Source organism: Microcella alkaliphila, from assembly GCF_004216855.1.
In the GTDB taxonomy this organism is placed as follows: Bacteria; Actinomycetota; Actinomycetes; order Actinomycetales; family Microbacteriaceae; genus Microcella; species Microcella alkaliphila.
This window is the reverse complement of record NZ_SGXT01000014.1, coordinates 288,561-303,394: the sequence shown is the minus strand read 5'-3', so window position 1 is coordinate 303,394 and position 14,834 is coordinate 288,561. Positions and strand designations below refer to the sequence as shown.

Sequence of the window (14,834 nt, the reverse complement as noted above, 5' to 3'; positions counted from 1 at the left end):
TTCGGCCGCTGTCGCTGCCGTTGCCGCTGCCGCTGTCACTGCCGCTGTCGCTGCCGCTGCCTCGGCCTCGCCGCCCACGGAGCCCTTCTGCGGCGGGCTGCGGTACGTAGTGCAGGAAAACAGGCGGGTGGGGCCTGCGATTCTGCGGAGATTCCGGGCTACGCAGTTCTGGATTCCTGCAATACGTCACGTGTTCGTGCGGCAGTGGTGCTGGTGTCCGCCACACCGACAGCGCGAGCCGGGCTGCGGCGCGCCGCAGCCAACTCGCCGGTCTGCGCCGCGGACTGTCGGTCTGGCAGACATTGACGGTGCCGGGCGGACGTGGCGCGTGTGGCGGTTGGCGCATGTGCGGGGCGCGTCAGGCAGGACGCCGCGGCCCGCGCTCCGCGGCACCCCGCGCCCCCTACGACGGCACGCGGCGGTGGAACACCTCGATGACGATGTTGCCGACGATCGACGCGCCGATGGCGACGGCGATGAGGCGAGCGTCCGGCATCTCGAACTGCAGGAACTCGACGAACCACGGCACGAAGAGAACGACGGCGAGGCCGGCGTACGAGCCCGCGATGATGAGCGACGTGAGCCAGGTGAAGGGGCGGGCGAGCGTCACGAGCACCCACAGCGCGGTGAGCGTGAGCGTGATGGTCGCCGCCGTCTGAATCTGCGCGAGCGAGTAGTCGCCCGTGAACCGCGCCCAGGCGACGACCGAGATCAGCACGACGCCGACGGTGAGGCCCTTCGGCACGCAGAACCTCGCCGCCCTCGTGAGGAATCCCGGCCGGTACACGCGGGTGTTGGTCAGCAGGGCGAACACGATCGCGGGCAGGCCGATCGTCAGCCCGTCGGTGATCGAGAACTGTCGGGGCAGCAGCGGGAACTCCCACAGCAGCACGCCGAACACGATTGCGAACATGACCGCGTAGGTGGTCTTCGACAGGAACAGCTTCGCCAGCCGCTCGACGTTCGCGATCACCTGGCGGCCCTCCGCCAGGATCTTCGGCAGGCGCGAGAACTGCCCGTCGAGCAGCACGAGGCGGGCGACGGCGCGGGTCGCCGGCGCGCCGGATCCCATCGCGATGCCCATGTCGGCGTACTTGAGTGCGAGGGCGTCGTTGACGCCGTCCCCCGTCATGGCGACGGTGCGCCCGAGGCGCTGCAACGACAGCACCATCTGCTTCTTCTGCTCGGGAACCACCCGCCCGAACACGCGGGTGTCGGCCATGATGGCATCGAGGGCGTCAGGGTCGTCGGGAAGTTTGCGCGCATCCATCGCTTCGCCGTCGAACGCGACGCCCGCCTCCCGCGCGACGGCGGCGACGGTGCGCGGGTCGTCGCCCGAGATGACGCAGAGGTCGACGCCCTGCTCGGCGAAGAAGCGCAGGGTGTCGGGGGCGTCGGCGCGCACCTTCTCGCGGAACGACACGATCGCGACCGGCGTGAGCCCGGCCGGCAGCTCCGGCTGCACGCCGTCGTCGACGGGGGCGAGGGGATGCTCGGTGCGCGCCAGAATCAGCACCCGCCGCCCCGCTTCGGCGAGCGCCGTCGTGCGCCCGAGCGTCTCGGCGCTGAGCGGCTCGCGCACCGAGTCGGCGAGCACGATGTCGGGGGCGCCGACCACCCACGTGCCGGCGGCGCGCGGGTCGTCGAGCTGCAGGGCGCTCCACTTTCGCTGCGACGAGAAGTCGATCGTCGCGACGGGGGCGGGGGCGTCGTCGCCGGGGTACGGCTCGCGGAGGGCGGCGGCCGTGGCGTTCGCCTGCGGGTCGGCGCCGACCGCGGCGAGCACGAGGCGCCAGTCGGAACCCGTGGTGGCGAGCGCGGGGTCGGCGGCGGCGAGCGCGCGGCCCACCGGCTCGACGGCGTCGAGCACGAGCTGCCCCTCGGTGAGGGTGCCGGTCTTGTCGAGGCACAGGATGTCGACGCGGGCGAGCCCTTCGACCGCCGCGAGCTCCTGCACGAGCACTTGGCGTTGCGACAGCTTCACGGCGCCGACGGCGAGCGAGACGCTCGTCATGAACACGAGGCCCTGCGGGATCATCGCGATGAGTCCGGCGATCGCGCCGACGCTGGCCTCGCGCCACGCGCCCGTCGCGATGGCGCTCTCCCACCCGCCGAGCGCCTGCATCTGCCCGTTGATGGCGATGAGGCCGACGGGGATGAGCAGCCAGCTGATCCACTTAATGACCCGGGCGAGCGCCTGCCGCAGCTCAGAGTTGACGAGGCTGAACTGCTTCGCCTCGGCCGTGATCTTCGCCGCGTACGAGTCGGCGCCGACGCGGATCACCCGGGCGAGCCCCCGCCCGCCGACGATGGTCGAGCCGCTCAGCAGTTCGCGGTCGACGGGGGCGTTGATCGCGTCGGCCTCGCCGGTGAGCAGCGACTCGTCGACCTCGAGCCCCTGCGCCTCGATGACGACGGCGTCGGCGGCGACCTGGTCGCCCGCGCCGAGCACGAGCACGTCGTCCATGACGATCCGGGCGAGCGGCACCTGGGTGGGCGTTCCGTCGCGCAGGACGCGCGCATCCGGTGCATTGAGAACGGCGAGGCGGCTCAGGGTGAGTTTCGCGCGGAACTCCTGGCCGACCCCGATGAGCACGTTGGCGATGACGAAGACGCCGAACAGGGCGTCCTGCCAGTAACCGAGGACGAGCAGCAGGATGAAGCAGCCGCCCACCACCCCGTTGAAGAGGGTGAAGAGGTTGGCCTGCAGGATGCGCCAGAACGACCGACCGGTGCTCGACGGCATCGCGTTGCCGAGGCCCGCGGCGAAGCGCTCACGCGCCTCGGATTCGGTCAGGCCGACGAGGGTGGTCGAGCAGGGAGGCGCACTCACAGCCGTGACTCTATCGGCGCAGCACGTCGCCCAGCATGAACCGCAGGCGATGCCAAAGAATGCGGGGGTTAACCCCCGACGACGGCGCCGAACCGGGCCGGCAGCGTGTCGCGGTGGGCGTGGTGCAGCTCGCCGTGGCTGAGGGTGAAGCCGTCGTCACTGTGCGAGATGGGCAAAGTGCACTTTTTTTGGCACCGCGAAGTGTGCAGCTATCACAACCCTCCCTTTTGCCCCGCAGTTACGGTTTCCCCCACACGCAAAGGAGCGAGCATGGGTACACATCGAGTGTCAATGGATATCGGCGGAACATTCACCGACGTAGTGGCGTACAACACTTCCACCGGCGAGATACAGGCGACGAAGGCATCGACCACACCGGGTGAATTGAGTGTGGGAGTTCTCCAGGGCCTTGAGGCGCTCGTACCCGAGCTTGACGAGATCGAGTTTCTCGTCCACGGCACGACGCAAGGGCTCAATGCATTTCTCGAGCGACGCGGGGTGCGAGTTCTGCTGCTCGCGACCGCAGGCGCCGAGGACACTTACCTCATCGCTCGCGGGCCGAGACTGGATCTCTACGACGCGCAGTACCGCAAACCACAGCCCCTACTCGAGCGCAAAGACATCATCGGCATCAACGGCCGACTGGGTAGCCAGGGCGAAGAAGTGCGACCGCTTGATGAGGTCGCCATTCGTCAGGCAGCTCGCCGGGCAGAGTCAGAAGGGTATGGGGCCGTCGCGGTGGCCTTCTTGTTCTCATACAAGAACCCGGATCACGAGCTTCGAGCCGCGCAGATACTCCGCGAAGAGTTAGGGGACGACTTCACCATCTCCTTATCGCACCAGTCGGCGAAGGAATGGCGCGAGTACGAGCGCACCTCGTCCGCCGTGGTCGAGGCGTACACGGGACCGGTCGTTCGCAACTACTTGTTGGCTCTCGAGGAGCAGCTGGAGCAGCGGGGTGTTCAGGCACCCCTGCACATCATGCAGTCGTCTGGAGGAGTGCTGACCGCTCGCTCTGCTCGTGAGCGTCCATTGCAGACCCTTCTCTCGGGGCCAGTCGGTGGTGCGATGGGTGACGTCGAACTTGCGCGCGTCTCTGACCGCAAGAGCCTGATCGGCGTCGACATGGGCGGAACCTCGTTCGACGTTTCGCTCGTGGTCGACGGCCAGCCCGACGTGTCGACCGAGGCAGAGCTAGAAGGCCTGCCGATGCTCATGAGCGTCGTCAACATTCACACCGTGGGCGCTGGTGGCGGTTCGGTGGCGTGGTTGGAGGCTGGCGGACTTCGCGTCGGGCCTCGATCAGCGGGCGCGAAGCCGGGGCCTGCGTGCTACGGGCGAGGCGGAAGCGAACCGACCGTCACCGACGCGAACCTTGTGCTCGGTCGAGTCGACGCTGCCTGGTTCGCCGGTGGCGCGATGACATTGGACCGTGAGGCCGCGGTGGCGGCGCTCAAGAGCGTTGGAGAGCCACTGGGTCTCGATGAGATCGCCATCGCCGAAGGCATCTGTAATGTCGCCAATGCCCAAATGGCGCAGGCCATTCGTACGATCACGATCTCGCGCGGCATCGAGCCTCGCGACTTCAGCCTCGTCGCCTTCGGAGGCGCGGGCCCGATGCACGCGGTATTCCTGGCACAGGAGCTGGGGATTCCCGAGACGGTGGTCCCGCGATTCCCCGGCGCTTTCTCAGCCTGGGGGATGCTCCAGACTGACATTCGACGCGACTTCGCCGAGCCCTACTTCTCCGTCGATGCTGATCTTGACCTCGACGATCTTGTTCGAGTCTTGACGGAAATGCGCTCGGTCGCTCTCGACTCACTCTCGTCGGAGGGGATCCCGGAAGAGCACCGGTCGGCCAGCTCGTCCATCGACGTTCGGTATCAAGGTCAAGAGTTCACGCTGCATGTTCCTCTCGAGTCGGTTGCCGAAGTTCAGCAACCGAACTTCCTCGAGGATTTTGCGCGTCGTTTCGCCGACATGTACCAAGACCGGTATGGGCACTCCACCTTCGGAGCTTCGATCGAGATCACGACACTTCGCACGCGGGCTGTGGGCAGCCTGGGGCAACTCAAGACCCATCAGCTCGCGGAGGCGACAAGCGCCGAGTTCGAGCATGACGTTGAGCCGGTGGTCTTCGACGGCGAGTCCCGGCCGACCATCGTTGTGCGCAGGTCGAACCTCGCGCGCGGCCATGACTTCGAGGGCCCGGCCGTCATCGTCGAGGAGACGGCGACAACGGTCGTTCCCCCGGGGTATCGAGTCACCATCGACGAACTCGGCTCGCTCATCATCCGCCAGCACGAGAAGGAGCAATGATCATGACCACTCCCACGATGGAAGCACTCGATCCGGTCACGGTCGAGATCATCAGGAACGCGCTGACGAGTGCAGCGGATGACATGAATGCGACGCTTATTCGATCGGCGTATTCGCCCATCATCTATGAGGGTGGCGACTGCGTCGTAGCCATTCTCGACACCCAACACCGCGTGCTTGGACAATCGGCAGGGCTACCCCTGTTCCTCGGCAACTTGGAGTACTGCTCCATTGCGGTCGAGCAGCAGTTCGGCGTCGAGGTGTGGAAAGAGGGTGACATCTGGGTTCTGAATGACTCTTACCTGGGCGGAACCCACCTCAATGACGTCACGATCTTTGCGCCAATCTTTACGGGAGGCACGCTGGTCGGTTTTGCCGCGACGCGCGCCCACTGGATGGACATGGGCTCGAAAGACGTCGGAGGATCGATGGATTCTGTCGACATCTTCCAAGAAGGCTTCAGGATGGGCCCGGTGAAGCTCATCGAGGGCGGCGCCGAAACTTCGGTCATCGATCTCATCAAGACGAACGTTCGATTCCCGTACCAAACGATCGGCGACATGAATGCAATGATCGCCGCGCTCCGAATGGGCATGAACCGCATGACCGAGCTCGTCGGCCGTTACGGAATCGACGTGCTCCAGGCTGCGAGCGAGGAGATCTTCCGTCAGACGGAGGTGCTGGAGCGCGAGGCTGTCGCGGCGATCCCCGACGGGATCTACGAGGCCGAGGGCGTTCTCGACAACGACGGGATCGACCTGGATCGCCCGGTGCCGATCAAACTGCGCATCACAGTGGTCGGCGACAGCATCGACTTCGACGTCACCGAGTCAGCAGATCAGACACGCGGGCCGGTCAACTGTGGCGTCGCCCAGGCCATCTCAGGGCTGCGCGTCGGCTACAAGTTGTTGATCAGCCCCCACGCGAACTCCAACGGCGGCTCCTTCCGCCCCATGACCACGCAGGTGCGCAGCGGTTCCGTGCTCGGAGCCGTGGCACCCGCCGCCTGCCAGTGGTACTTCTCGCACCTGGGCTTGCTGATCGACCTGGTTTCTCGGGCGCTGGCCCCCGCACTGCCCGACCGGGTGGCCGCGGCGAGTCACGGTGACTCGATGATCATCACCGTCGCAGGCTTCGACCCCCGCGTCGGGCGCAACTTCGTCTCGATCGAGGCGACCCTCGGTGGCTGGGGTGCCTGGGAGGGCTCGGACGGCGAATCCGCCCTGATCAACAATGTCAACGGGTCTCTGCGGGACCTACCGATTGAGATGATGGAGACGCGGTTCCCTCTCAGGATCACCGACTATTCGATTCGGCCTGACTCGGGTGGCCCTGGTCGGTGGCGCGGTGGCAACGGCGTCGTGCGCGAGTACGAATTCTTGTCAGACTGCGTCGTCGGACTCTGGTTCGAGCGATCGATCACTCCCGCATGGGGTCTTTTCGGAGGGTCCGACTCCACCGGCCCCGAGGTGATCATCAACCCGGGTCGCGCTGATGAAGTGCGCACGCTCAAGGCCAACGCTCGACCGATGAAGGCGGGCGATGTCGTGCGTCTCGCTGTCGGTGGCGGCGGCGGGTACGGCGACCCCCAGCAGCGAGACCCTCAGGCAGTAGTCCACGACATCGCCAACGGATACATCACTCCCGAGTTCGCTGCACTGCACTACCCGCACCCTCCCATCACCCAAGAGAAGGACTAGATCATGAAGACACGATTCGCATCACTAGCAGCCGGGGCCCTCGGGGCTGCACTGTTCCTTACCGGGTGTTCCGGGGCCGGAGAGCCGGCTGCCCCAGAGCCGGCGGCCCCCGAGTCGCCGAGTTCCGAGCAGGAGGCGCTCTCGGTCGGCTTCTTCGGGTTTGCCGCCATCAACGGGTTCGCACAGGGCACGTTCGTCGGCGTCGAGCAGGCTGCCGCCGAGAACAACGCGACGGCAACCTTCGTCGACGGAGCGTTCGACGGCCAGGCGCAGGTTCAGCAGGTTCGTGACGCGATCACGTCGCGCCAGTTTGATGTGATCGTCATCCAAGCCAATGACAATGTGGCGCTGCAGGCCCCACTTCAAGAAGCGGCAGACGCTGGCATCACAGTCGTGGTGGAGTTCTCAGTGGTTGGTCCCGACTTCACGACAATCGAGCCGCAGGTCGACGGCGCCATCAGCGTCGTGGAGCTGCCGACTGACAACGGCGTCGCGCTGGCTGAGCTGGGAATCGAAGCGTGCGCGACGGTCGAGGCGAAGCCGTGCCAGGTCGCCTATCTCGAGGGCTTCCGCTCGCTTCCGCTCGACAACGCTCGCACCGAAGCGGTCAAGGCAACGCTCGCCACCGATGACACGATCGAGCTTGTCGCCAGTGTGGAAGGCGGTTACGCGGCCGATAGCGGTCGTGCGGCCTTCCAGAACGTGCTGCAAGCGAACCCTGACGTTGATGTGGTGATCGGTGCCTCTGCGGCCATCGTCGGAGCTGCGGACGTGGCTGGAGATTCGGACGTGCTCTTCATCGGCAACGGCGCGTCGCAGGCAAATGTCGAGTCGGTTCGCAACGGTGACTGGTTCGCGGTCTTCGTGCAGGATGTCGTGGCGAACGGCAAGAAAGCGACCGAACTCGGTCTGGCGCTCGCTCGTGGTGAAGAGGTTGAGATGGCCATCGACGGGATGACGCTCGCCCCGAATAACGGCAGGGGAACCAAGGCTGCACTCGATGAGGTCGACTTCGTGGCCGGTTACACCGACTAGGTACGCTCAGGGAGCCGCCCGCAAGGGCGGCTCCCTCTGGTCGTCGAGGAGATTCCTATGTCGCACACAGAGCTCATCGCTCAACACGGCTCACCATCGGCACCGCAGATCGAGGTACGCGGGGTCTCGAAGGTTTACGGGCCGACTACTGTGCTGGACGACGTAAATCTCACGATTTCCCCCGGAGAGATTCACGCCATTCTCGGCGAGAACGGTGCTGGCAAGAGCACTCTGCTGAAGGTCATCGGTGGCGCCATTACGGCGACCTCGGGCTCGCTTCTTCTCGACGGCGAGCCGGTAACTCTGGGCTCGCCGCGCGACGCCATCCGCCACGGCATCACCCTCATCAGTCAAGAGTTAGCGGTGATTCCTCAGCGCTCGGTGATGGAGAACGTGATGCTCGGGCGCTGGTCACATCGGGCGGGGTTCGCGCATCTGGCCGCCGATCGGGTTCGATTTGACGACTTGCTCGACCGCACGGGGTTCACGCTCGATCCGGATGCCACCGTCGGCGAACTCCCTCTCGGGATTCAGCAGCAGGTGGAGATTCTCAAGGCACTCGCTCGGGGCGCCCGGGTGCTGTGCATGGATGAGCCGACGGCCGCGCTGAACGACGTCGAGAAGGAACTGTTGCTGCGGGTCGTCAGAGAAATCGCCGACCGCGGCACGACGATCATCATCGTCTCGCACTTCCTCGAAGAGGTGCTCGGTTTGGCTGACCGGGTGACGGTGCTTCGCGACGGAAAGCTCATCGAGACGAACGAGGCTTCTGCGTATACGCCCGCCTCAATCGTCTCCCTCATGGTCGGACGCGAGGTCGACCCCATCGATCAGCCTCCCGCAGAGGTGTCGCCACTCGCGCAGACCGTAGTCGACGTGGAGAGGCTCGAAACGCGCCATGTCCACGACATCTCATTCGCGCTTCGCGAGGGCGAGATCGTGGGTCTTGCCGGTCTTGTGGGGAGCGGCCGAAGCGATGTGTTGCTCGGCCTCCTCGGCGCCGAACCGCGTCGTGCGGGCACGATTCGCATTCGGGGTGCTGAGGTGAAAGAGAATTCCGTGTCGTCAGCGATCGCGAGCGGGATGGCTCTGGTTCCCGAGTCACGCAAGGATCAAGCGTTGTTGCTCGGTCGCTCCGTGACCGAGAACGTTGCTCTGGGCACGTTGGCCCAGAGGTCTTTTGGCGGCTGGGTGCGACGGCGGGTGGAGAGGGCTGAGGTCAGCAGGGTTTCTGCTGACGTCGACCTTCGGGGTGTCGGCCCCGACACCCTCACCGTCGACCTTTCCGGCGGAAACCAGCAGAAGGCTCTCTTCGCTCGGTGGCTGCTCCACCCGCCGGCGCTCCTCATGGTGGACGAGCCGACCAGGGGTGTCGACGTCGCTGCCAAGGCGCGCATCCACAGCCTTATTCGAGACTTGGCCGCGCGTGGTACTGCGGTTCTCGTGGTCAGCTCTGAACTCGATGAGGTGATCCGCCTCTCGCATCGAGTGCTCGTGATGCGGCATGGCCGCATCGTCGACGAGTTCGACCGCTCGGCACGACCCTCTGACATTCTCACCTCCGCCTTCACGAAATGAGCCTCGGATGACCACTCTGATCACTCCCACTAACGAAAGCTCAAGTGGGCCATGGGGCGTGAAGCGACTCCAGGCGAAGTTCCGCGACTTTGGCATTGTTTTCGGCTTGCTCGCGATCGTTCTGGGGCTCTCGGTGAGCACTACCACCTTCCTCACCCCGGGAAACCTGATCAATCTCGTCGACCAAGCGACCGTGGTCGGACTCCTCGCCGTCGGCGCCACGTTGTGCATTATCAGCGGGGTGTTCGACTTGTCAGCGACCGCGACGTTAGCTGTCTCGGCGATCACCGGTATCTGGATCTCGCAGACATTCGGTTTCGCGGCCGGGTTCATCGGTGCGATCGTGGCCGGAGTTCTTCTGGGCACGATTACAGGACTCATCATCGTCTCCACGAAGATCAACTCGTTCATTGGTACCTTGGCGATCAGCATCATCTATCGCGGGCTCGCCATCGTGCTGACGGCCGGTGCCATCGTGTCGCCCCCCGCCGAGATCGCCGAATCCTTTCGCTTTTTCGCTGAGCGTGGGCCGTTCGGCCTGACCTGGGCATCGATCTTGTTCGGCGTCACCGTCGTCGTACTCGGGCTGATGCTGTCCCAAACCACCTATGGGCGCCGAATCTATGCTGTGGGCGGCAACGCCGAGGCGGCGAGACTGAGCGGAATCCGTACCGGTGCCGTCCGGGTCGGAGTGTTCGCGATCAGCGGAGCGTGCTCGGCGCTCGCCGGGCTTGTGCTGATCTCGCGAGCTGGCTCGGCGCAACCCGGGATGGCTACTGGCCTGGAACTCACGGCGATCGCGGCGGTCGTCATCGGCGGTACCAGCATCATGGGCGGCCAGGGCGCGGTGTGGCGGGCCTTCGTCGGGGTGATGATCCTGACGGTTATCGCGAACGGGTTTAATTTGCTCCAGTGGGACACGACCTATCAGCAGGTTGTCACGGGGGCTTTGATTCTGATTGCTATCGCGGCCGATAGCCTCTTCTTCAAGAAGCGAAACTCTTGAGCTAGGCGCTCGCACTATGTCGCGATCATCGATGACCCTGCAGGCCGTGGTCTGACGTGCGCGCGGGAATCCGACTCGAGAAAGACCGGAGCTCCGTGGTTGCGGTCGACGCCGACGGAGAGATTGTCGGAGAGTATTCGCATTCCATCGGTCAGGAAGATCCCTTTCCCGAATTGTTCGACTGGATCGCGCATCGCTCGAACGTTGGGGTCCGCTCGGTCACCGTCGATGTCGGAGGGTTGCTTTCGATGGAGCGGGAGCGGCAGGTCGTCGCCGTCAGAATTAGACCTCGTCCGGCCGCCGATCCGCTCCATGAACTGCCGGTGCCTCCTGATCTGCGCGATAGTCGACTTACGGTGATCGATGTGACGGGCGGACACGACATGCGTGGCCGACGCCTCATGGACCTCGAAGTGGCGTCACTGACCGCAGCGCTGCGCGGCATTTCATCGGATACCGAGCTCGTGGCCTCGGTGACGGCAGTCGGGTCCGTGGCGAATCCGGAGCACGAGCAGCAGGCCGCTGACGCCCTACTGTCTGCGTTTCCCTTCGCTCGGGTGACGCTCTCGAATGAATTCTTCTCCAACTCATTTCGTGATCGCGACTACACCGCCGCCATGAATGCCTGTCTCATGTCTTCGGGAGATCAGTTGGCGGCACAGATTGAGCAGGCTGCGAGGGTCCAGCTTCCGGGAGTGCCTGTCTATTTCGCTGTCAGCGACGGCGGGCGCGTTCCTATTCGTCGCCTGGGGGCAACTCCCGTCAACGCTCTGCACGCTGGTGCGGCACTCGGCTTGATGGGCGCGCGACACCTTGCCGCCGTTGATGAGGGCGAGATTGTCATCACGGATGACGCGGGCGCTCAGGTCGGTCGTGTTCACGCGGGCGTCCCGGCGACTCACACGGTCATTCGACGTGGCCGTGAGCCCGCTCTCGCCTGCAACGCGGCGCGCATCGACCCGTACTCGCCTTCGCTCCTCGGGGAACCAGAGCGACCCGCGGCGGTCGTCGATGCTCGGTCGCATGACGCCGTGTCGATGCGGGGCGATCTCGAATCGACAGTGCGTGCACGCGTCGACCTGACCGCGCTCGGAGCAGCCGTCGCTCCGCTCAGCGCGTGGGCCGACTTCCTGGGGCATGCGTCGTCCTCAGACGAACTTGACAGCTGGTTGCGAGCAACACAGGAAGATCTCCGGTCACAGGTGGTCCACTGGGGCGCGGCCCCGGAGTCGACACGGGTTGTTGAGTCAACTGCATACACCTTGGCCTACGGCAGTCGGCACGTCGTTCGTATTCGGGTTCGGGTGATCGGGGATTGGGTGGAAACCACTGCTCGAGCGGGGGCGACGATATGAGGGTGCTGTCACCAGAAGATGTCGACCGCGTAGCGTTGGGCGCGCAGTTTCTCGCGTGCTCGATCGATCCGACCACGATGTTGATGTACAGCGACATGACCCGCATGGCGATGACGTCTCACACGCTGACACTCGCGTCTCTGGACGACCTCGCACCCGACGACCTCGTCGTCGCCGTCGGACTCGTCTCGCAGGGTTTGCTGATGGCTGAGATGCCGCCGTGTGGCGATGAAATGCTGGGTTGTCTTGCGGCGGTCGAGCGCGCGGTCGGTCGTCGAGCCGCCGCGATCTTTCCCCTTGCCGCCGCGAACCTAAACGCGATCGTCCCCATGCTGACGGCATTGCAGGCCGGCCTTCCGGTTGTGGATGCTGATCCCATGGGGCGTGTCTTCCCGTTGATCAGCCAGACAACCCTGAACGCCGCGGGAGTGAATATCGGACCGGTGGCGTTGATGGGCGCCAACGGAGAGCGAATCCTCATTGAGGTGGGTAACGCGCGCCGCGCGGAAGCTCTCGTGCGGGCAGCGACGGAGGAGCTAGGCGGGTGGGCGGCCTCAGCCATGTACCCGTGTACGGTTTCTCAGCTGCGCGACCACGGTGTCATAGAGTCGGTCTCTCGCATGATCACTCTTGGCCACATCCTCGAGAGTGTTGAACCGCTTGCCACGAAATATCGAAAGCTTTCCGATGCGTTGGGCACGTCACGTGTCGCGCGTGCACAAGTGGCGTACGTGGAGAGTTCCTTTGGACCGTCTGACGTGGCTCTTCCCGCCCAGCCGTCAAGCTTGACTCTCTCTGACGACGGCAACGGTCGGATCGTTCGCATCGAGATCCAAAACGAAATTCTCATGGTGCTTGTTGATGGTGCCGTCGCTGCCGCCGTGCCCGACATTGTTACCCTGATCGACCCGGAAAAGGCGTCGGTCGTCAGCCTTGACGACGTTCGTGTAGGCGATGTTCTGGACGTCTTGAAAACACCCGCTGATCCGAAATGGTACGAGCCGGAGGGCCTCGCGCTCGTCGGGCCGGCCGCTTTCGGGCTCAGTCTTGCGGAGACGCAGCCGTGACGGCGCCGCGCAGTCCGAGAAAGCTCGATGTCACCGCGGCCATCGAGCGGGGAGCGCTATCGCGAACCGTCGCCATTCACCGTTCAGCAGAGAATCCGACGATCGACTCCATAGCTCTGATCTCGAGGCCAGATCAAGCGCGCAGAGTTTCTCCGCGAACGGCCGTCATCGTTGCTTCTGGTGCGGAAACGAGTGGCTGGCTGGTCTCGTCTGTCTTGCGCCTCGCGTGGGAGCGGCGAGCAAGTCTTGTGGTCGCCGCCGGACAACACTCGGAGTCGGTTGTGCTTCTTGCGCGACGACTCGACATCACGCTCCTGAGCACAGTGGACGACCCCACCAAGTTGGCACTCGCACTCGCTGCTGACATCGGTGCCGCCAACGCCGCGATCGAGTCGCAACTCATTGCTCTGTTGCGAACCGTCGGTGAGCAAACCAAGGTTGATGAGATTCTCCGCGTCGCGGCCGCGGAGTTGCGGCTTCATCTTGAGCTGCGATTCGGAGACATCAGTGTCGCGGCTGTCGGTGAGCGCGAAACCGACAGTCTCACCATGGTCGGGCCGTTCACCATCAGTGATTCCGCAACCGGAGCAGTCACTCTCTGGGCGGCAGCAGGGAAGAACGAAGACTTCGTCACCACGGCACTGACCCTCATCGTGCCCTTGATTCGAGCAGCATGGTTCGAGTCTGGTGCGTTGGAAATGGTGGATGGGCTTTCGGCCGTTGCCGCCATCGACGAAGCGGCAATGCCCGACAATGCGGCGCTGCAGACGGTGATGCCTCGTCTCGGATGGCGGGATGGTGAAGCGCACGCAGTCGTGTTCCTTGCCCCGCCGGAGAGCCGCCGAACACGGACGCTGTCGAATGTCGTCCGGTTGCTGTGGCGGAGAGCTGCGATGAGCGGGTCACTTGTGGACACTGCCGATGGGTGGATCTCGGTCGTCCCCCTCGGCGAGGACGACGACACGGCACGCGTCTCCCGCGAACTGGGAGGGGCACTCGCGACCAGTCTGGGCGAGCTGGGAATCGGTATCGGCCTGTCGCGGGCGCATGACTCGCCCGGCAACCTGCAGGAGCAAGTTGTCGAGGCTCGAATAGCATCCCGAACCGCGTGGGCGGCTGGCGTCGGTAGCGTCGGGTCGTTCGAGGAGCTCACCTTGCAAGCAATTGACTACCTGTTCGACCCGAACGACGCGATCACCGTCGCCCGGCTCGTGGTGCCCGAGTTCTGCAACGCGAGTGATCGAGATCGCCTGGTGACGAGCGTGCGCGCCTTTCTGGATGAGGGTTCGGTTGTGGCCGCGGCCGCGCGCCTCTCGCTGCATCGCAACACCATGACCGCTCGGCTCGACCGGGCGCGTGCGCTCGGGCTTCCCGTCGGTGACCCCCACCAGTCGTTTTCTGTCGAGGCCATTATCCGTGCCTTTCTCCCCCGTGACCACGTCGGCGGCGATACCGCATCTCCGACACGCAAGACTTCGAAAGGGTTGTCATGACATCGCTCACTCTGGCCGAAGCGCACCAGCGCGCAATGGAGAACCCTGGCGTGATCCTCTTTACCGGCTCTGTCATCGCGGACGGGGCGTCCAGCATGGCGCGGATCTATTCCAGTGACGAGGCGGTATATCCCGTCGGCGGACGCAAGTCGATTGACGGCCAGGTGTCGCCGATGTGGTACGAACACGTCGTGCTCGGCGGATTGCCCTTCTTCGGGCCCGACCGGAAGTCGGTGCGCAACTTCTTCTTCGACTCAACCGTAATCGAGTCGTTGGGATGCGGAGCCATCATCAATGTGCCGGTCAGGGATGACGGAATCACCATCGGGTCTCTCAATTTCCTTGACCGTGAAGGTGCTTACACCGACGAATCGGTCGTCGCCGCCGTTGCCATCGCTGCCCAGCTCGTGCCCGCATTCAGGAGCGCTGCGCTGAGTTTGTGAGTCGT

Annotated in this window: 10 protein-coding genes; 9 read left to right on the top strand and 1 reads right to left on the bottom strand. The window is 64.6% G+C overall.

All coding sequences use genetic code 11. The features are described 5' to 3' along the window. Window positions 1-403 precede the first annotated feature (403 nt). Window positions 404-2,833, bottom strand: a complete 2,430-nt coding sequence (locus EV140_RS07140; RefSeq protein ID WP_241971342.1) for an HAD-IC family P-type ATPase — start codon at window positions 2,831-2,833, stop codon at window positions 404-406. 270 nt (window positions 2,834-3,103) lie between these two features. Here EV140_RS07140 and EV140_RS07135 point away from each other — a divergent pair, with 270 nt between their 5' ends. From EV140_RS07135 to EV140_RS07095, 9 genes are all read left to right on the top strand, one after another. Beyond that, the gene (locus EV140_RS07135) at window positions 3,104-5,152 is read left to right on the top strand and encodes a hydantoinase/oxoprolinase family protein (protein ID WP_130282430.1); all 2,049 of its coding nucleotides are present in this window, start codon (window positions 3,104-3,106) and stop codon (window positions 5,150-5,152) included. 2 nt (window positions 5,153-5,154) lie between these two features. Continuing rightward, the gene (locus tag EV140_RS07130) at window positions 5,155-6,852 is read left to right on the top strand and encodes a hydantoinase B/oxoprolinase family protein (RefSeq protein ID WP_130282428.1); all 1,698 of its coding nucleotides are present in this window, start codon (window positions 5,155-5,157) and stop codon (window positions 6,850-6,852) included. Between the two features lie 3 nt (window positions 6,853-6,855). Further along, on the top strand, window positions 6,856-7,887 hold the full coding sequence (locus tag EV140_RS07125; protein WP_130282425.1) for a sugar ABC transporter substrate-binding protein: 1,032 nt from the start codon (window positions 6,856-6,858) through the stop codon (window positions 7,885-7,887). Between the two features lie 57 nt (window positions 7,888-7,944). Then, on the top strand, window positions 7,945-9,465 hold the full coding sequence (locus tag EV140_RS07120; protein WP_130282423.1) for a sugar ABC transporter ATP-binding protein: 1,521 nt from the start codon (window positions 7,945-7,947) through the stop codon (window positions 9,463-9,465). A 7-nt stretch (window positions 9,466-9,472) separates the two neighbouring features. Continuing rightward, complete coding sequence (locus tag EV140_RS07115) at window positions 9,473-10,471, top strand: ABC transporter permease (protein WP_130282421.1); 999 nt, start codon at window positions 9,473-9,475, stop codon at window positions 10,469-10,471. A 95-nt stretch (window positions 10,472-10,566) separates the two neighbouring features. Then, a complete protein-coding gene (locus EV140_RS07110) occupies window positions 10,567-11,826 on the top strand; it encodes a hydantoinase/oxoprolinase family protein (protein WP_130282419.1) in 1,260 nt (419 codons plus the stop codon). Between the two features lie 2 nt (window positions 11,827-11,828). Then, on the top strand, window positions 11,829-12,893 hold the full coding sequence (locus EV140_RS07105; RefSeq protein WP_422386092.1) for a DUF917 domain-containing protein: 1,065 nt from the start codon (window positions 11,829-11,831) through the stop codon (window positions 12,891-12,893). A gap of 548 nt (window positions 12,894-13,441) precedes the next feature. Then, a complete protein-coding gene (locus EV140_RS13325; protein ID WP_198674372.1) occupies window positions 13,442-14,386 on the top strand; it encodes a helix-turn-helix domain-containing protein in 945 nt (314 codons plus the stop codon). Continuing rightward, window positions 14,383-14,829 (top strand): GAF domain-containing protein, encoded by a 447-nt coding sequence (locus EV140_RS07095; protein WP_130282413.1) that lies wholly within the window; start codon window positions 14,383-14,385, stop codon window positions 14,827-14,829. Before EV140_RS13325 ends, EV140_RS07095 begins: the two co-directional genes overlap by 4 nt. The last annotated feature ends 5 nt before the right edge of the window (window positions 14,830-14,834 follow it).

Coding starts and splice junctions, on each gene's coding strand:
- EV140_RS07135 (WP_130282430.1), top strand. CDS start 3,104: ATGGGTACACATCGAGTGTCAATGGATATCGGCGGAACATTCACCGAC.
- EV140_RS07130 (WP_130282428.1), top strand. CDS start 5,155: ATGACCACTCCCACGATGGAAGCACTCGATCCGGTCACGGTCGAGATC.
- EV140_RS07125 (WP_130282425.1), top strand. CDS start 6,856: ATGAAGACACGATTCGCATCACTAGCAGCCGGGGCCCTCGGGGCTGCA.
- EV140_RS07120 (WP_130282423.1), top strand. CDS start 7,945: ATGTCGCACACAGAGCTCATCGCTCAACACGGCTCACCATCGGCACCG.
- EV140_RS07115 (WP_130282421.1), top strand. CDS start 9,473: ATGACCACTCTGATCACTCCCACTAACGAAAGCTCAAGTGGGCCATGG.
- EV140_RS13325 (WP_198674372.1), top strand. CDS start 13,442: ATGGTCGGGCCGTTCACCATCAGTGATTCCGCAACCGGAGCAGTCACT.
- EV140_RS07095 (WP_130282413.1), top strand. CDS start 14,383: ATGACATCGCTCACTCTGGCCGAAGCGCACCAGCGCGCAATGGAGAAC.